21 protein-coding genes are annotated in these 17,493 nt (G+C 63.3%); 17 read left to right on the plus strand and 4 right to left on the minus strand.

Annotated elements, in window-relative coordinates; all coding sequences use genetic code 11:
- Positions 1-170 precede the first annotated feature (170 nt).
- The 6 genes from IE095_RS18315 to IE095_RS08390 all read left to right on the plus strand — a co-directional run bounded on the left by IE095_RS18315 (position 171) and on the right by IE095_RS08390 (position 4,254).
- Positions 171-326, plus strand: coding sequence for a hypothetical protein (locus tag IE095_RS18315; RefSeq protein WP_229804641.1), 156 nt, complete (start codon positions 171-173; stop codon positions 324-326).
- On the plus strand, positions 307-996 hold the full coding sequence (locus tag IE095_RS08370; RefSeq protein WP_229804642.1) for a response regulator transcription factor: 690 nt from the start codon (positions 307-309) through the stop codon (positions 994-996). The genes IE095_RS18315 and IE095_RS08370 overlap by 20 nt, the downstream gene beginning before the upstream one ends.
- Entirely contained in the window at positions 981-1,940 is a 960-nt protein-coding gene (locus IE095_RS08375) for a sensor histidine kinase (RefSeq protein WP_189411175.1), read from the plus strand. Before IE095_RS08370 ends, IE095_RS08375 begins: the two co-directional genes overlap by 16 nt.
- A gap of 63 nt (positions 1,941-2,003) precedes the next feature.
- A complete protein-coding gene (locus IE095_RS08380; RefSeq protein WP_189411176.1) occupies positions 2,004-3,041 on the plus strand; it encodes an aldo/keto reductase in 1,038 nt (345 codons plus the stop codon).
- A 56-nt stretch (positions 3,042-3,097) separates the two neighbouring features.
- Positions 3,098-3,733 (plus strand): hypothetical protein, encoded by a 636-nt coding sequence (locus tag IE095_RS08385; protein ID WP_189411177.1) that lies wholly within the window; start codon positions 3,098-3,100, stop codon positions 3,731-3,733.
- Positions 3,721-4,254 (plus strand): lipocalin family protein, encoded by a 534-nt coding sequence (locus IE095_RS08390; RefSeq protein WP_229804643.1) that lies wholly within the window; start codon positions 3,721-3,723, stop codon positions 4,252-4,254. The genes IE095_RS08385 and IE095_RS08390 overlap by 13 nt, the downstream gene beginning before the upstream one ends.
- Positions 4,255-4,464: 210 nt before the next feature.
- Here the strand turns inward: IE095_RS08390 and IE095_RS08395 are convergent, their stop codons facing one another.
- Complete coding sequence (locus tag IE095_RS08395) at positions 4,465-5,316, minus strand: helix-turn-helix domain-containing protein (RefSeq protein ID WP_189411178.1); 852 nt, start codon at positions 5,314-5,316, stop codon at positions 4,465-4,467.
- A 108-nt stretch (positions 5,317-5,424) separates the two neighbouring features.
- On the opposite strand from IE095_RS08395, the gene IE095_RS08400 reads away from it, so the two are divergent.
- Positions 5,425-6,354, plus strand: coding sequence for a fatty acid desaturase (locus IE095_RS08400; RefSeq protein ID WP_229804644.1), 930 nt, complete (start codon positions 5,425-5,427; stop codon positions 6,352-6,354).
- Here the strand turns inward: IE095_RS08400 and IE095_RS08405 are convergent.
- Positions 6,330-6,737 carry a DUF983 domain-containing protein gene (locus tag IE095_RS08405; protein ID WP_189411180.1) on the minus strand — a complete coding sequence of 136 codons (408 nt, stop codon included), beginning with the start codon at positions 6,735-6,737 and terminating at the stop codon, positions 6,330-6,332. The two genes, IE095_RS08400 and IE095_RS08405, sit on opposite strands and share 25 nt — an antisense overlap.
- A 126-nt stretch (positions 6,738-6,863) precedes the next feature.
- On the opposite strand from IE095_RS08405, the gene IE095_RS08410 reads away from it, so the two are divergent.
- From IE095_RS08410 to IE095_RS08425, 4 genes are all read left to right on the plus strand, one after another.
- Entirely contained in the window at positions 6,864-7,409 is a 546-nt protein-coding gene (locus IE095_RS08410) for an EF-hand domain-containing protein (RefSeq protein ID WP_229804645.1), read from the plus strand.
- A gap of 68 nt (positions 7,410-7,477) precedes the next feature.
- On the plus strand, positions 7,478-8,083 hold the full coding sequence (locus IE095_RS08415; protein WP_373295406.1) for an RNA polymerase sigma factor: 606 nt from the start codon (positions 7,478-7,480) through the stop codon (positions 8,081-8,083).
- A 3-nt stretch (positions 8,084-8,086) separates the two neighbouring features.
- Entirely contained in the window at positions 8,087-8,431 is a 345-nt protein-coding gene (locus tag IE095_RS08420; protein ID WP_189411181.1) for a dihydroorotate dehydrogenase, read from the plus strand.
- 4 nt (positions 8,432-8,435) lie between these two features.
- A complete protein-coding gene (locus tag IE095_RS08425; protein WP_189411182.1) occupies positions 8,436-8,927 on the plus strand; it encodes a periplasmic heavy metal sensor in 492 nt (163 codons plus the stop codon).
- On the opposite strand, the gene IE095_RS08430 is transcribed toward IE095_RS08425, so the two are convergent.
- On the minus strand, positions 8,924-10,291 hold the full coding sequence (locus IE095_RS08430) for a diguanylate cyclase (protein ID WP_189411183.1): 1,368 nt from the start codon (positions 10,289-10,291) through the stop codon (positions 8,924-8,926). The genes IE095_RS08425 and IE095_RS08430 overlap by 4 nt on opposite strands.
- Positions 10,292-10,418: 127 nt before the next feature.
- Here IE095_RS08430 and IE095_RS08435 point away from each other — a divergent pair, with 127 nt between their 5' ends.
- The 6 genes from IE095_RS08435 to IE095_RS08460 all read left to right on the plus strand — a co-directional run bounded on the left by IE095_RS08435 (position 10,419) and on the right by IE095_RS08460 (position 16,569).
- Positions 10,419-10,700, plus strand: a complete 282-nt coding sequence (locus tag IE095_RS08435) for a DUF3572 domain-containing protein (protein WP_189411184.1) — start codon at positions 10,419-10,421, stop codon at positions 10,698-10,700.
- Between the two features lie 46 nt (positions 10,701-10,746).
- Positions 10,747-11,439 (plus strand): HAD family hydrolase, encoded by a 693-nt coding sequence (locus tag IE095_RS08440; RefSeq protein WP_189411185.1) that lies wholly within the window; start codon positions 10,747-10,749, stop codon positions 11,437-11,439.
- Between the two features lie 84 nt (positions 11,440-11,523).
- Positions 11,524-13,080 carry a trimethylamine methyltransferase family protein gene (locus tag IE095_RS08445; protein WP_189411186.1) on the plus strand — a complete coding sequence of 519 codons (1,557 nt, stop codon included), beginning with the start codon at positions 11,524-11,526 and terminating at the stop codon, positions 13,078-13,080.
- 77 nt (positions 13,081-13,157) lie between these two features.
- Positions 13,158-14,909: a DUF4153 domain-containing protein gene (locus tag IE095_RS08450; RefSeq protein WP_229804647.1), complete on the plus strand. Its 1,752-nt coding sequence runs from the start codon at positions 13,158-13,160 to the stop codon at positions 14,907-14,909.
- Positions 14,910-14,974: 65 nt separating this feature from the next.
- Positions 14,975-15,568 (plus strand): heme NO-binding domain-containing protein, encoded by a 594-nt coding sequence (locus IE095_RS08455; RefSeq protein ID WP_189411188.1) that lies wholly within the window; start codon positions 14,975-14,977, stop codon positions 15,566-15,568.
- A complete protein-coding gene (locus IE095_RS08460; protein ID WP_229804649.1) occupies positions 15,565-16,569 on the plus strand; it encodes a GGDEF domain-containing protein in 1,005 nt (334 codons plus the stop codon). Before IE095_RS08455 ends, IE095_RS08460 begins: the two co-directional genes overlap by 4 nt.
- A gap of 35 nt (positions 16,570-16,604) precedes the next feature.
- Here IE095_RS08460 and IE095_RS08465 read toward each other — a convergent pair whose 3' ends face one another.
- A complete protein-coding gene (locus IE095_RS08465; RefSeq protein WP_189411260.1) occupies positions 16,605-17,402 on the minus strand; it encodes a lytic murein transglycosylase in 798 nt (265 codons plus the stop codon).
- Positions 17,403-17,493: the final 91 nt, after the last annotated feature.

The following is a 17,493-nucleotide window of genomic DNA, read 5'->3' on the forward strand; positions in this document are numbered from 1 at the left end:
GTTCCCGCCCTGAGACCAGCTGGGCCGTGCCCGCCGCCGCCATGGGTGGACCCGGTCCTTACCGCGATGAATGAGTGTTGATTGGCGGCCCTCATCAAAATCTGCACATCCTCTGCCCATGGCTTGCCCTTGCGGCCCCGCAGAAAGGCCCAAAGCAAAAGGGGCAGGACATGAAGAAACTGATTTTGCGCGGGGTGCCGCGGTCGATCTTGCAGGATGGTTGGTGGTTGGGGGAAACAGTGGGGGCTTTGCCTTTGGCCCCCCTTGCGCTTAACCTGCCCGAGCAATCGCAAGAACAGGCCCGCCGTGAAAATTCTGACCGTTGATGACGATCCGCGGATCCGCGAGGTTCTGACCATTGCCCTGGAACGGGCGGGGTTTCAGGTGATCACGGCGAATGACGGGCAATCGGCCCTGCGCAATGCGCGGCGGGACAATCCTGATCTGATCGTCTTGGACGTGGGCCTGCCGGAAATGGACGGGCTGGAGGTTTGCCGGAAGTTACGCGCCAGTTCAGACGTGCCGATCCTGTTCCTGACGGCGCGGGATGATGAGGTGGACCGGATCATTGGGCTGGAGCTGGGGGCGGATGACTATGTGACCAAGCCCTTTTCACCGCGTGAATTGGTGGCCCGGATCAAGGCGATTTTGAAACGTTCGGCGGCACCCTCTAGCCCCGTGCCGCGGGCGCTGGAATGTGGGGCGATCCGGCTGGACCGGGCGCGGCATGAGTGTTCGGTTTCAGGGCAGGCGGTGAGTTTGACAGCCACGGAAATGGCGATGCTGGCACGGCTGATGCAGGCTCCCGATCTGGTGGTCAGCCGGGTGCAATTGGTGAATGCGGTTTACGGGGCGCATAGCCCGGTGTCGGACCGGACGGTGGACAGCCATCTGCGCAATCTGCGGGCCAAGCTGGCCGAGGCGCTGGGCGGGGAAGACCCGGTGGAAACCCTGCATGGGGTCGGGCTGCGGATGAAGCAATGGCGCGACGCCTAGACCGGAAATGGCGGCCGCCGCTGCTGTTGGTGCTGGGCGGGGCCTTGGCGGCGGTTTTGACGCTGCCGATCCTTGGGTTGTTTGCCTTGCGGATGCTGGCCCCGGATTGGGGCTTTCGGCTGGCGGCGCTGACCATCGGGGCAGTGGTTCTGCTGGCGACGGCGGTGCTGGCCTTTCTGCTGTGGCGGCTGTTGCTGCGGCCGATTCAAGCCTTGGCGCGGCGGGCGGCACGGATCCGCGCGGGTCATGCGGTGGGCGATCAGGTGCTGAAGCATTTCGGAACGCAGGAATTGCGCGATCTGGGGCAAAGCGTGCTGGACATGGGGGCGACGCTGCAAAACCGGGAATCGACGATCCGCAGTTTCACCGACCATGTGACGCATGAATTGAAAACGCCGCTGACCGCGATCAAGGGGGCGGGGGAAATGCTGGAGGATGGGGAGCCTGCGGACCCGCGTTTGCTGGCGACGATCCGGGCGGCGGTGGCGCAGATGGAACGGCAGTTGGTGGCGCTGCGGCGGGTGGCGGCGGCGCGGGAACCGATGGCGGGGGGGCGTGCGACGCTGGACGATCTGGCGGCGGATCTGCGGGCGGCGCATCCGGGGTTGGAACTGGTGATTGACGGGGGGCAGGTGGCGCTGCCAATCGCGCCAGCAAGGCTGGAGGCGGCGTTGACGCAACTGCTGGCGAATGCGGCGCAGCATGGGGCGGGGCGGGTGGTGATGGTGGCGGGTGAGACGCCGGAACTGATTGTCGAGGACGACGGGCCGGGCATTTCCGAAGGCAACCGGGACCGGATTTTTGCACCGTTTTTCACCACGCGGCGCGAGACGGGCGGCACGGGGATGGGGCTGAACATCGCGCAGGCCATTCTTCAGGCGCAGGGGGCCGAGATCATTCTTCTGCCGGAACGGCCCGGCGCAGCCTTTCTGATCCGTTTCTGACAGCTGGTCTTGTGGCGACGGGGATGAAGGTTAATCTGCGGCGCAACAAGTAAAGGAATCGCTATGCCTTTGATCCCGCTTGGCCGGACCGGCCTGATGGTTTCCAATCTTTGCCTGGGGACGATGACCTGGGGCACGCAGAACTCTGAATCCGATGGCCATGCGCAGATGTCGATGGCGACGGATCACGGGGTGAACTTCTGGGACACGGCGGAAATGTATCCGGTGAACCCGGTCAGCGCCGAGACGGTGGGCCGGACGGAAGAGATTATCGGCACATGGTTTGCCGCCCATGGCGGGCGGGACCGGGTGGTTCTGGCCAGCAAGATCACGGGGCAGGGACAGGTGGTGCGGCCCGGTGCGCCGATCACGGGGGCAAGCCTGCGGGCGGCTTTGGAAGGCAGTTTGCGGCGGTTGCAGACGGATTATCTGGACCTCTATCAACTGCACTGGCCGAACCGGGGTTCCTATCATTTCCGGCAGTCCTGGCGCTATGCGCCGAAGGGGGATGCGGCGGCGATCCGGGCGAATATGGAGGATGTGCTGCGGGTGGCGGACGATCTGCGGCGCGAAGGCAAGGTGCGGCATTTCGGCCTGTCGAATGAAAGCGTCTGGGGGGCGGCGAACTGGTTGTCGCTGGCGGAAAGCCTGGGCCTGCCGCGGATGATGACAGTGCAGAATGAGTATTCGCTGCTGTGTCGGCAGTTTGACAGCGATTGGGCGGAATTGTCGGCCTATGAGGATATGCCTTTGCTGGCATTCTCGCCCTTGGCCTGTGGGTTGCTGTCGGGGAAATATGCGGGGGATGTGATCCCGACCGGGACGCGGCGAGAGTTGAACAACGACCTGAGCGGGCGGGTGACGCCGCAGGTGTTCCCAGCGGTGGCGGCCTACTTGCAGGTGGCGGCGCGGCATCATCTGGACCCGTGCCAGATGGCAATCGCCTTTCTGAAATCGCGGCCCTATCCGGTGATCCCGATCATTGGGGCGACCACGCTGGACCAGTTGCGGGTCAATCTGGGGGCGGCGGATCTGGTGCTTTCGGCGGAAGTTCTCGCAGATATAGCGGAGGTCAGGCGGGAACACCCCCAGCCCTATTGACCCGACGCATGGGTTTGGGCCATCTGGCGAAACAATCCCTGCCGGATGGAACGCCCATGCGCCGCCTGATCCCTGCCCTGTTCCTGTTGCTTGCTGCCTGTCAAACGGGGGGCAAGCCGAATGCGGCGGCGGAAACCGCGCCCATCACGGGGGCGATTGCGGGGCCTGAAGTGGCGACGACGGCGCTGGAGGCTCCGAAGGGGGGGGCAAAACCTGCGGTGAAACTGCCGGACCCGGTGGCGGGGGGGATGGTGGACGCGAGCATGGAGACGGGGACGGCAGCCTTGCCGGTGGAAAAGACCAAGGGCAAACCGGTGGCCGAACCTGTGGCCGAGACCCCGGCGGAAGATGCACCGCTGTCGCCCGTGCCCGAGACTGCCGAGCCGGACGACAGTCTGGATGATGCGGTGGCGGTGGAAGAAGCCGAGCCGGAACTGCCCCCCGCGCTGAAATCAGCGGCGCAGAAGAAATGTGAAAGGGGCGATGGCAGCTATGTGGCTGTGGGCGGCAACAAGGACATGCGGACCTGCGTGAAGCGGACGCGGGATGCGAACAAATCCTGCGATGCGGACAGCGATTGTCAGGGCAAATGTCTGGCGCGGTCGCGGACCTGCGCGCCGATTGATCCTTTGCTGGGGTGTAACGACATTCTTAACGACTATGGGCTAGTGCTGCGGGAATGCGTGCAGTGATCCGTTTCCTTGTCGGTCTGTGCCTGCTGGCCCTTGCGGCCTGTGGCGGCAAAGGGTCGCGGGAGTCGTTCCGGGATGCGGGGCTTTCGGTCTATTCCTCAACCATCGTGCAGCCGGGGGCCTTGGCGGGGAACTGGCAGCAGGCGGCGGGGTTTCAGCGGCCGAACAACCAGAATTGCGGTGGCGGGCAGGTGCAGTTCGGCGCGGTGGATGCGGCGGGCCGTGTGCCGGTGGCTTTGAACCTGTGCCTTTCGGGGCGGAGTGTCAGCTATCGGGGGCTGGCCGATGTGACGGGGCCGGGGCGGCTGCGTCTTTCGGGGGCGGATCCGCAGGGGATTGGGCAGGAATGGTGGATCCTGTGGGCCGACATCGACATGCGGACGCTGGCGGTGGGGACGCCTTCGGGCGATTTCGGCTTTGTGCTGAACCGGGGCGGGGCCTTGCCGGTGGACCGTTTGAATGCGGCGCGGGAGGTGCTGGATTTCAACGGCTATGATTTGACGAAGTTGCGGGTTTTCTGAAGGCTATGTCTTTGAGCAGGCCGACATCGCGGTGAGGGCCGTGCCCGCCGCGGGGGGGGCGCTGCAACGGCTGTTTCCCTTGATTTATGGTTCAAACCCGGACGACCTTGCGCTTGCAGCCAACCTTGCAATCGCGCCCGCCCGGGGGGGCGGCGGGTGCGGTCCGGCTGGTCGCCGGACGGGGTTTGTGGCGCGCGTGGTTCAGTTCAACTAAACCAGTCTGTCGCGCAGGCCTTGCAGATGGGCGGCAAAATCCCTTGCGCCCAAGGCGGATTCGCGGACCAATCCGTCAAAGTGCTGGCTAACGGCGGCGACGCGGGCGCTGTCGCGGAAGGCGATGTAGTGGCGGCCAAGGTAGACGACGGCGAGCAGCGGGCCAAAGATTGTGACCGGGGCGGAAAACAGGCGGCGGGCATCAAACAGATAGACGCGGAGCGAGGGGTAAAGCTGGTCATAAAGCGCCAGAAGCCGGTCGATCTGATCGCGGCGGATGTCCAAAGGCAGGCCGTGATAATAGCCCGTCGCGGTGGCGAAAGCCTCCAGTTCATGCAGGGGCAAAGCGATTTCATAATCAGAGCGCGCACCGCGCATCCATTGCAACTGATCCTCGAACGCACCCAAGGCCTGTTCGGCGGTGCGGCCCAGTTGGGGGCGATATTCCCATTCGACCATGGCGCGGGTTTTCAGCATGTCGGGCAGGGTGGCGGGGACATGGCGGATTTTGTAACCCGCGGCCTCACGGTGCCAGCCGATGATCGCCTCGTCAAACAGGGCGCGGGGGGCTTCGGTCAGTGTCAGAGAGGCCGCCAGAAGTTCCGCCATCGTACCGGGGCGGTCGGTCAGGCCCAAAAGCCAATCGGCGCTGGTGCCCAAGGCCTGCGCGCAGTCGGCGGCAAGTTGGGCGTTGGGCAGGCGCTGGCTGTCGGGGGTCAGAAGCTGGGAAATGGTGGAACGGTCAACCCCGGTGGCGCGGGCCAAGCCGCTTTGGGTGACGGATTTCTGCGCCATCGCTTGGGCCAGACGCTGGCGGAACAGGGGGGCGCGGTCGCGTTTGTCGATCATAGCCAGCCTATGGTGATGAAAATCAACAAAGTTGAGTTTACGTTGCCAAAGCCCGGAATTCCAGCCTTTTGCGACCGGGCGTATCCTGTTGAAAAAAGGATGCTTGTGATGGGGCAAAGGGCCGAATGGCCGACATTGGCGATGCTTGGGGCGAGCTATGGGCTTTGGGCCTTGGGGACGACCTGGGCCTGGGGTGTTCCGGTTCTGGCGATTGTGCTGACGGGGATCGCCATCGCGCAGTTTTCATCCTTGCAACATGAGGCGCTGCATGACCATCCTTTCCGGTCGCGGCGGGTGAATGAGGCGCTGGTGTTTCCTGCGCTGACGCTGACGGTGCCCTATCGGCGGTTTCGGGCGACGCATCTGGCGCATCACCATGATCCGATTTTGACCGACCCCTATGACGACCCGGAGTCGAATTACTTTGATCCGGCGGTCTGGTCGGGCTTGCCGAACGGGCTGCGGTTGATCCTGCGGGTGAACAACACTTTGCTGGGGCGGGTGCTGCTGGGGCCGCTGATCGGCAATCTTTTCTGGCTGGGGAATGAGGCGCGGCTTATCTGGATTGGCAAGCGTGGGGTTCGGCTGGCCTGGGGGCTGCATCTGGTGGGGCTGGTGCCTGTGATCCTATGGCTGTGGTTCGCGGCGATGCCGTGGTGGGGCTATCTGCTGGCCTGCTATCTGGGCCATGCTTTGCTGAAAATCCGGACCTTTCTGGAACACCGGGCGCATGATCTGGCGCGGGGGCGGACGGTGATTATTGAGGATAAGGGGCCTTTGGCGCTGCTGTTTCTGAACAACAACCTGCATGCGGTGCATCACATGCATCCGGGCCTGCCTTGGTATGATCTGCCCGCGACCTATGCGGGCCGGCGGGACCATTATCAAAAGCGGAACGACAATTACGTCTATCGGTCTTACGGGCAGATTTTCCGGCAGCACCTGTTGCGGGCGAAAGACCCGGTGGCGCATCCGATCTGGCCCGTTGAAAAAGGCGGGCTGGAAAAGGGTAATCAGTCCGAAACGGGTTCCGGCTGATGGCCAAAGCCGTGCATCCGTTTGGACCATTGGATGGCGACCATGATGCCCTTCATGCGGGGCAGCAGGAACAGGGACAGGGCGACGCAGCCCAAGCCAAAGACCCAGATCATCGTCATCGGCTCTAGCCGCCATTTCATATAGACGAACAGCAGGACGGGGGCGAGGATATGGCCTACGATCATGATGGTCAGATAGGCGGGGCCATCATCGGCGCGCTGGTGGTGCAGCGCCTCGCCGCATTTTGGGCAATTGTCGCGGACCTTGAGATAGCCTTGCAGCAATTTCCCCTCGCCACAGGCGGGGCAGCGGCAGCGCCAGCCACGGCGCAGGGCCTGGCCCATCGGGCGGTCATCGGGATCGTGCAGGGCAATATCGGTCATGACAGATTCCTTGTTGCCGAAGATATAGGCGATTGGGGCGGGCAGGACCATTGCAGAAAAGTGCAATCCGCTGCGACGGAACCGCACAGATGCGACGTTTTCAATGCAGAGCGACGGGAAAGACCCGTGGCCGAGCAGAAAATGGAGCAGAGAATGCACAGCGAGTTGAAAGCCCTGTTGATTGCCAGCGTGACCGTGATGGGTCTGGGCGTGGTGCCGGCCTTGGCCAAAGGCGGGCCGATGGGGATGGGTGGGCCGATGGGCGGTCCGGGGATGATGTTGAAGTTCGAGGATTTTGACGCGGACAAGGATGGCAAGGTCACCGAGGCCGAGGTGGAGGCTTTCAAGGCGGCGCAGTTTGCCAAGATCGACGCGAACAGCGACGGGAAGGTGACGGCCGAGGAACTGGTGGCCTTCCATGAGGCGCAGGAAGCGGCGCGGAAGACCGAGATGGCGGGCAAGATGATCGAGCGGATGGATACGGATGCGGATGGCGCGCTGACGGCCGAAGAACTGGCGGCGGGGCCGCAACCGAAATCTTTGTTTGAGCGGCTGGATGCGGATGGAGATGGGGCCGTCAGCAAGGCCGAGGCGGATGCGGCGATGGACCATCACGGCAAACGGGGTGAGCGCGGCGGCTGGATGCGTGGCATGATGGGCGGCGACAACTGAGCCTGCGCTGAGGAATGGCCCCCGCCCGCGTGATTGCGGGCGGGGGAGAAACCTTTAGACTGTTGCGGATGACGATGGCTTTGGACACGGGCGAGGCGGGCGAAAGCGACGAGGTTCTGGTGGCGCGCTATGCGGCGGGCGACCGGGTGGCGGCGCGGTTGCTGACGCTGCGGCTGGTGCCAAGGCTTTTGGGCTTTGCGCGGCGGATGCTGGGGGGCGACGGGGCCGAAGCCGAGGACGTGGTGCAGGAAACGCTGCTGCGTCTGTGGAAGGCGGCACCGGGCTGGCGGCCGGGCGAGATGCAGGTGCGGGCCTGGATTTACCGGGTGGCGGGGAACCTTTGCACCGACCGGCTGCGGGTGCAGTCGCGGCGGCGGCATCAGCCGATGGAAGCAGGCGAAGAGGTGGCGGATGGCGGGGCTTCGGCCGCGGCGCAGATGCTGGAGCGCGATCGGATGGCGGCCTTGCAGGCGGGGCTTGATGCCTTGCCGGAACGGCAGCGACAGGCGGTGATCCTGCGGCATATCGAGGGGCTGTCGAACCCCGAGATTGCGGTGGCGATGGAGATTGGTGTGGAAGCGGTGGAAAGCCTGACGGCACGGGGAAAGCGGGCCTTGGCCGCTGTGCTGGCGGGACAGAAGGCGGCTTTGGGTTTTGAAGATGAAGGGGTCTAGGGGATGATGACGGACAAAGAATTGGACGCCCTGTTCAGCGAAGCGCGGATAGCGAAAGCCGACCCTTCGGTGGATTTCATGGCACGGATGCTGGATCAGGCCTATGCGGCGCAGCCGGTGGCGGTGGTGCCGCAGCGGGCGGTTGTGGTGCAGAAAAGCGGCTGGCGGTCGTGGCTGGTGGGCTGGCCTGCGGGGCTGACGACGGCGGCGTTGAGCGGGCTGTGGCTGGGCTTTGCGGGGCCGGGCGTGGCGGATGTGGCGGGCGGTTTGGGCTTGGTCGAAGCGGCGCAGACGGTGGAAATGTTTCCGGGCTATGACACGGCGGATGTCATCCTGAGCGAGGGTTGATGTGATGAGCGAGCAATCTGTGGATCCGGTCGCAAAACCGCCGCGCAACCGTTGGCGGATGGCGTTCTTTACGCTGCTGGCGGTGAACCTTGGGGTGATGGGCCTGATGGCGGGGGCGGTGATGCGGGATGGCGGGCCGCGGGAAAGGATGATCAAGGATCTGGCCTTTGGTCCGTTCACCGAGGCTTTGTCGGAAGAGGATCGCAAGGAATTGCGGCAGGGATTTTTGCGGAAACTGCCGGATTTCCGGGCGGATCGGATGGCGATGCGGGCGGATGCTTTGGCCTTGATCGGGGTGCTGCGGGCGGATCCCTATGATCCGGCGGCGCTGCGGGCGGCTTTGGATCAGGTGCAGGGGCGGATGCAGTCGCGGGTGGCGGTGGGGCGTGACCTGCTGCTGGAGCGGATTGATGCGATGGATGTGGCGGCGCGTCAGGCCTTTGCCGACCGGCTGGAAGCGGGGCTGCGGCATGGTGGGGGCAAGAAGGGCGACTAGGCGGCGTTCTGCGCCGAGGTGACGCGGTTGCGGCCTGCGGTCTTGGCGCGCAAAAGCGCCTGATCGGCGCGTTCAATGACATCGGCCAGCGTTTCGGGGATCAGCAAGCCCGGAAGGCCAGTGGCCAGACCAATCGAGACGGTGACCGGAAGGCTGGTGCCATCGGGCAGGAGGCAAGGCCGGACATTCACGGTGTCACACAAGCGTTCGGCAATCCGGTGGGCCTGATCGGCATCGGTGTCAGGCAGGCCCACCAGAAATTCTTCGCCCCCCATGCGGGCCAGAAGATCGCCTTCGCGCAGGTTGGCGGTGAGGCGGCGGGCGACCTTGATCAGCACCTGATCACCCGCGGCATGGCCATATCGGTCATTCACTAATTTGAATCGGTCGAGATCCACGACAAGCACGGAATAGGGCAGGCCTGCTGCGTGGGAGCGGCTGACAATGCCGGGCATGTGGGCGAGCGCATGGCGACGGTTCCAGAGACCGGTGAGGTCGTCGGTGACAGCGGCGCGCATGCTATCGGCGACCGAGGCGCGGATACGGTCGGCATGTTGTTTGCGGCGAATCAGTTTGGTCAGGCGCAGGGCGAGTTCCGCCGGATCAAAATCGGCGGGAATCACCTGATTCGCGCCCAGATCATAGGCCATAGCGACGCCCGCCGCGCTGTTGCCGGTGCAGATGACACAGATTGCGGCATGGCGGGTGGTCGGTCGGCTGCGCAGTTCCGACAAAAGTTGCAGCCCCGCCTGACCCTGACTGCAATCCGCCTGAAGCAGGATGACATCCGGAGCCGGGCCAGCGGGGCCGCTGATACCCAAGGCCTGATTGGCGGTCACGGGTTGCAGCCGAGCCGCCAAGAAAGGGGTCAGGTCTTGCTGCCAGCGAAGGGTTGTCTGTTCCGCACCGGCGATCATCGCAATCAAGCCCGGGGTTTCGAAGATGGTGGGTTCTTCGGCGAGGCCGGTCAGAGCGGCGGGTTCGGCCCCCCCTGCGCTGCTGCCGACCAGATTGCGAAGACGGGCGATAAGCAATTGATCGTCAATGGGTTTGGCGATGAAATCATCGGCCCCGGCCTGCAAGGCCCGAAAGCGGAGATCGGGGTCACCGCAAGAGGCGAGATAGAGGATGGGAATGGCCGAAAGACCGGGGTCGGCGCGGAGCAGGGCCAGGGCCGTCAGCCCATCCATATCGGCCAATTGATCGGCGATCAGGATAAGATCAGGCTGTTCGGTTTTTGCGATATGCAGGCCCGTGGCGCCATCGGAGGCCAGAAGCGGGCGATACCAAGCCGCGGCCAACTTGGCCCGGAGCACGATGCGATTGGTCGCAACGTCATCAACGATGAGGATCTTGCCCGTCATGGCCCGGTTTGCAGCCCTTCCCAATTCCTGCTTCAATCTTCGCGCATACTGGTTAACAATTCCTTTCCAGTTTCCCGTCATACTGGCAGGAAGTTCCGATTTCAGGCTGTCGATTGCAGGTGCAGTGATGATTAAGCGCGAAGTGGCAGAAACCGTGGCGGTTCAGGCGTTGACTTGGATGGTGAGCGAGACCGAGGTTTTGCAGATCTTTTTGAATGAGACCGGGGCCAGCGCCCAGGATCTGAAGGAAGGGATCAAGGAACCGGAGTTTCTGGCCTCGGTTCTGGATTTTCTGATGCTGGATGATGATGTGGTGATTGCCTGCTGTTCGGCACTGAACCTGCCGAATGACAGTCTGCTGCGGGCAAGGATCAGCCTGCCGGGGGGCTTTGTGCCCGACTGGACCTGAGGCACGGGACGGGTTAGGCCTTGGTCGCAGGCAAAAGGGGCAGGGCATGATCCGGGGCGTGGTTTTCGACAAGGACGGGACGCTGTTCGACTTTCGCAAGGCTTGGGGGCCTTGGGTCGAGACCGTGGTGCGGGGTCTGGCCAAGGACGAGGCCGAGGCCGTGGCGATGGGGCGGGCGATTGGGTTTGACCTGCCGACGCATAGCTTTGCGCCCGACAGCCCGGTGATTGCAGCCACCGTGCGGGATTCGGCGCGGATTCTGCTGGATTTCCTGCCGGGGCGGGAATTGGACGAATTGTCGGACGAGTTGGACGCCGCCTCAATGGCCGTGACTTTGGTCGAAACGGTGCCTTTGGTCGATTTCCTGCAAGGGCTGCGGGATCGGGGGATCAAGGTCGGTCTGGCGACGAATGACACGGAAGAACCGGCGCGGGAGCATCTGGCGCGGTTCGGGGTGTTGCATCTGTTCGATTTCGTGGCGGGATATGATTCTGGTTTCGGGGGCAAGCCGGGGCCGGGGATGCTGAACGCGTTTCTGGCGCATACGGGGCTTGCGGCGGAGCAGGTGGCGATGGTGGGCGACAGCCGGCACGACCTGACGGCGGGGCGGGCGGCGGGCATGGCCTGTGTGGGTGTGCTGACGGGAATCGCCAAGAAAGACGAGCTGGCGCCGCATGCGGATGTGGTTTTGGCCGATATAGGGGCGCTTCCCGCATGGATCGCGGGGCGGGCGGCCTGAAAACGACAGATTTGGGTCGGCTGTGGAAGGGGTTTTCGTTCTGCGCCTAGGCATCCTTGGGGAAACGCAAGGCAAGGGGCGATCATGACCGAAGAACAGGGCCGCAAGCGTCGGGCCGGGGGCCGGGCGGGCATGAAGGAACGGGCGGGGACGGCGGCGATCGACCAGATGCCTTGGCGGCGGGTGGAAAACAGCGACCGACCGACCGAGCCTTTGGATGCGGACGGGGTGGCCGCGCTGCATCGGGGGGCGATGCGGATCCTGTCGGAGATCGGCATCGAGATGCTGAACCCCGAGGCGATAACGATCCTGAAACAGGCGGGTTGCCTTGTGAACGGCACGAATGTGCGGTTCGATGAGGCCTTTGTGATGGAAATGCTGGGCCATGCGCCGGGGCCGTTCAACGTGACCCCGCGCAATCCAGAGCGGATGATCACGATGGGCGGCAAGTCGATGGTCTTCGGGGCGGTCGCCTCGCCGCCGAATGCCTGGGATCTGGAGCGGGGGAAACGGTCGGGGGATTTCACCAGCTTTCAGGAATTCGTCAAACTTTCCCAATATTTCAACTGCATCCACATCAACGGCGGCTATCCGGTGGAGCCGGTGGATATCCATGCCAGCGTGCGGCATCTGGATTGCTTGCAGGAACTGCTGACGCAAACGGATAAGGTCGTTCACGCCTATTCGCTGGGCACGGAACGGATTGAAGACGCGATGGAGATGGTGCGTCTGGCGGGGGGCCTGTCGCATTCGGAATTTGAGGCGGCACCCCGGATGTTCACCAACATCAACTCCGTCTCGCCCCTGAAACATGACCATCCGATGCTGGACGGGGCGATGCGGATGGCGCGGCGGGGCCAGCCGGTGGTGGTGACGCCCTTTACGCTGGCGGGGGCGATGGCCCCGGTGACGATGGCGGGGGCGGTGGCTTTGTCGCTGGCCGAGGCTTTGTCGGCGATTGCGCTGCTGCAATATATCAAACCGGGCTGTCCGGTGATGATCGGAACTTTTACCTCGAACGTCGATATGCGGACGGGTGCGCCGGCGTTTGGGACGCCGGAATATATGCGGGCGACCCAGATGACGGGGCAGATGGCGCGGTTTTATGGGCTGCCAATGCGGTCGTCTGGCGTTTGTGCGGGCAATGTGCCGGATGCGCAGGCGATGTGGGAGACCTGCAATTCGCTTTGGGCGGGGGTGCAATCGGGCAGCCATATGATCTTTCATGCAGCGGGCTGGTTGGAGGGCGGGTTGATTGCGTCGCCTGAGAAATTCGTGATGGATTGCGAAGTGTTGCAGATGATGCAGCGCTATTTCGAACAGCCGACTTGGGCCACGACGGACGATGACATTGCCTTGGACGCGATCCGCGAAGTGGGGGCGGGGGGGCATTACTTTGGCTGTGCGCATACCCAAGCGCGGTATTCGACGGCCTTTTATGCGCCCTTCGTCAGCGACTGGCGGAACTATGAGGCCTGGCAGCAGGACGGGGCGGTCTGGACGGCCGAGCGGGCGCATCGGCTGTACAAGCAGATCTTGGCCGAGTTTGAGGCCCCGGCGATGGACCATGTGGCGCAGGAGGAACTGGCGCGGTTTGTGGCCAAGCGCAAGCAAGAGGGCGGGGCCCCGACCGATTTCTGAGGGTGAGGTTTGCCGCACTTCCCCAAGTGCCGCCAACGGGATAGCCTGCCGGAAATTCCTTTGGGGGCCTTGCTATGTTGACCGATCAATTGCGCCATCGCTGGATCATGGCGGGCCTGGGGGCGGCGGCGGGGCTGTCGATCTGGGCTTTGGCCGAGGTGGTGGAGGCCGATTGGCTGACGGGGCGCTGGGCGATTTTCATCTGCACGCTGACGGCGGGGTTCTTTGCGGCGCTGCTGGCCTTGGCCGGGCAGATGCGTTGGGGGCAGGCTTTGACCGGGGCCTTGCTGGCGGCGCTGCCGCCTGCGGCCTTGCTGACATGGGTCAGCCTGCGGCATGACGACCCCTATGATCTGTTCGATCAGGGTTTCGGCTTTCTGGCGGCCTTTGTTCTGGGGCTGATCCCGCTGCCGTTTCTTTTGGCGCGGGCGTCTGGTCCGCATTGGCGGGACTATGGCGCGCTTTTCAACCATGCTTGGGGGCTGACCATCCGTGCCCTTGCGGCGCTGGTCTTTGTCGGCGTCGTCTGGGTTCTGGTGTTTCTGTCGGATGCGCTGTTGTCGCTGGTGGGCATCACGCTGATCGAGGAATTGCTGCGCGAAGAGGCGGTGGGCTTTGTGCTGACGGGCACGGCGATTGGTCTATCGCTGGCGGTGATTTCCGACCTTGGCGACTATGTGTCGCCCGATCTGCTGATCCGGCTTTTGCGGTTGCTGGCCCCGTTGGTTTTGCTGGTGACGGCGGTTTTCCTGCTGGCCTTGCCGGTGAAGGGCTTGTCGAACCTGTTTGGGGGGCTTTCGGCAGCGGGGGTGCTTTTGGCGATGGCGGCCGTGGGCGCGGCGATGGTCAGCATGGCGATTGACCGGGCGGATGATCAGGCGGCGGCAAGTCCCGTGATCCGGCAATCGGCGCGGGGTCTGGCGGTTTGTGTGCTGCTTTTGGCGGGGTTTGGCGCTTGGGCCGTCTGGCTGCGGGTGGGGCAATATGGGCTTTCGCCGGAACGGGTGTTGGCCTTGCTGGCGGCCGTGGTGGCCTTGGGCTATGGGCTTGGCTATGCCGTGTCGGTGGCGCGTGGGGCGGCCTGGATGCAGGGTATCCGGCAGACGAATGTCTGGATGGCCTTGGGGATGGGGGCAATGGCCGCGCTGACGCTGACGCCGGTTTTGGATGCCGAACGGCTGTCGGCGAACAGTCAGATGCGGCGGGCGATTGCCTTGGCGGAACAGGGCGAGGTGGCCGATCTGCGGGCGCTGAACCGCTGGGGCCGGGCGGGGGCGGCGGCTTTGACGGCGTTGGAGGGACAGGCGAAGGCGTTGGCTTTGCCCAAATTGGCCGAGGCGACAGGGGCGGCGCGGAGTGAGGGGACGACGATCAGCTATGGGCCGACGCCGGAAATGAAGGCCGAGTTGAAGGCGATTTTGCCAGCGCAGCCCGCGCGTTCGGGCGCGATGCGAGACGGGCTGGTGGCTTGGATGGACGATTACCAGGTGATGGCGCTGCATGAAGCCTGCACGACGCCGCTGCCGGGGGGGACGCCGGGCTGTGTGGCGATGTTCTATGATGCCCTGCCTGAAGAGCCGGGGGAAGAAGCCTTGCTGCTGTATCGCGGCAAGTCTGGGGATCTGCGGGTCGAAGGCTATGGCACGACAGACGATGGCGCGACCTGGGTTTGGCAAAGTCTTCAGATCGACGGGCCGCAGATGTGGGAGAGGGCCGTGGGTGAGGCGCTGATTGCGCAACTTCAGGCGGGAGAACCCAAGCTGCGGCCCGTGACGCTTCAGGCGCTGGTGGTTGGGCAAAACGAAATTCTTTTCGTTCCGCAAAATTGAGGCCAGTTTTGGAAGGCAATTGTTAACGCTGGGCCGCTAGGCTGAATGCAGTTTTGGGGGCATTCATGCACGGTCTGGTCAATAAGGCTTTCCAATCTTTTGTGCGCGACACCTTTGGTGTGGCGGCTTGGATCAGTATCGCCCGCCACGCCGAACTGGGTTTTGAAGGTTTCGAGAGCCTGACCCACTATGATCCGACGCTGACTGGGCGGGTTGTTGATGCGATGGTGGTGGTGTTGAACCGCCCTCGCGAAACCCTGTTTGAGGATATGGGGAATTATCTGATCTGCCATCCGAACTGTCAGGCCTTGCGTCGATTGCTGCGGTTCGGGGGCGCGGGTTTTGTCGATTTTCTGTTTTCGCTGGATGAACTGCCGGAGCGGGCGCGGCTGGCTTTAGCAGATCTTGATCTGCCGCAAATGGTCTTGACGCAAATGGGTGACGATCATTTCGTTGTGCGGGTGCAGGGAGCCCTGCCGGGCTGCGCTTATGTGCTGGTCGGGTTGCTACGAGCCTTGGCGGATGACTATGGCACCTTGGCTGTCATCGAACATCACGGCGATGGCCAAGGGGGTGAGGTGGTGGGTGTCCGCGTTTTGGAACAGGGGTTTGCCGAGGGGCGCCATTTCGACCTGGCAACGGCAGGGGCCCTGTCGTGACGGGGGAACGCTGCGATGTTCTGGCCTTGGAGATGGATGCCTTGGAGTGTCTGATGCCGATGTATATGGCGCTGGATGCGGTGGGACGGATCATTTCGCTGGGATCGACGTTGCAGAAAATCCTGCCAAAGTCGGTTCGACAGGGGGCATTCTTCTTTGATCTTTTTACCGTGCGCCGCCCCGGCCGGGTGCATTCGATGGCGCAGTTGTGTCCCGGCAAGGGGCAGAAGGTGGCTGTGGCCCTGTCCGAACGGGGGCATGCCAGCTTTCGGGGGGCGGTGGTGCCCTTGGCGGGTGGTGGAGTGTTGTTGAACCTGTCGTTCGGGGCCGGAGTGTTGGAGGCCGTGCGACGGTATGCGCTGACGGAGGCTGATTTCGCGCCAACCGATCTGGCGATGGAAATGCTTTATCTGGTCGAGGTCAAAAGCGTGCTGACCGAAGATCTGCGGCAAAAGAACGCGCGGTTGGAGGGGGAAAAGACACAAGCCAAAGCCGAGGCGCAGACCGATCCGCTGACAGGGCTGTACAATCGGCGGGCCTTGGATCAGGCGCTGGACCAGTTCATTGCGACGCAGACACCCTTTGCGCTGATGCATCTGGATCTGGATTTCTTTAAGAGCGTGAATGACACCTTGGGCCATGCGGCCGGAGACTATGTGTTGCGCGAAGTGGCTGCAGCCCTGCGCCGTGAAATGCGCGAAAGCGATATCGTCGCAAGGGTGGGGGGGGATGAATTCGTGACTGTGCTGCCGGGCCTTGTGGCGGTGGCCAAGTTGCGTGCGGTCGCGCAAAGGATCATCGGACAAATCCTGCGCCCGATGGTTTATGAGGGGCGGCCATGCACCGTTTCGGCCAGCATCGGCATGACGGTATCAAACCATTACACCAGCCCAAAGGCCGCGGAAATGTTGGCTGATGCCGATATGGCGCTTTATGCGGCAAAACGCGCAGGGCGTGGCCGGGCGCGGATGTTTCAGTCTTTGATCCCGAAACCGGCCTAGATTGGGGCCTGCCGCAACAGACCCCGTGCAGAGGCCTAGCCGTCGATGCGGCCGCCCATGATGGCGATGGCCTGCTGATAGACGGTGGCCGCATTCCATTGCTTGATCACGGCAAAGTTCGGCTCGCCCTCTTGATAGCCCTTGCCCGGCTGCCAGCCCTTTTGCGCCAGAAAATTCGCGGTGGAGGCCAAGGCATCGGCCTGATTGGCCAGATCGACAGCGCCGTCGCCATTGCCATCGACGGCATAGGCTAAGACATTGCCCGGCAGGAATTGGGTATGGCCGACCTCACCATGGCGGGCGCCGATGGTCTGGGTGGTGATCACACCCTGATCGACCAGTTTCAAAGCGGCTTGCATATGGCCGGTGAAGAATTCGGAACGGCGGCAATCATAGGACAGGGTGGCGATGGCCGAGACGACATTGGTGTCGCCCATGAAATTGCCAAAGCCGGTTTCCATGCCGTGAATGGCGATGATCACGCCCGCAGGCACGCCATAGCGGGCCTCGAGCCCGGCATAGAAATCGGCGGATTTGGCCTTGCGCTTGCGGCCTTGGCTGACGATGGCTTCGGCCCCGCGCACCTCCATGAATTTTTCCAGCGAGTATTTGAAGGATTTTTGGCCACGGTCGGCCTTGATCGTCTGGGTGGAGTAGGAGGTACCCAGTAGCGCCTCGATCCCGCGTTTGCCCACACCGGCAGCCTTGGCTTCTGCGGCGGCGACGGGTTTCCAGGCCTCATACCCCGAACTGTCATTGCCACAGGGGGCGGCTTGTACGGCGCCAAAGGCGGCCAGACTGAGGGACAAGGAAACAATCGAAATCTTCGTCAGCACGCTCGCGGCTCCATCCTGCGAAATATTTCCCGCAGTGTAGGTTATTTGTGGATAATCGCAAGTTGCTGGCCAAAACTTGCCGTGATCA

It is taken from the genome of Neogemmobacter tilapiae (genome assembly GCF_014652215.1).
Taxonomy (GTDB): domain Bacteria; phylum Pseudomonadota; class Alphaproteobacteria; order Rhodobacterales; family Rhodobacteraceae; genus Neogemmobacter; species Neogemmobacter tilapiae.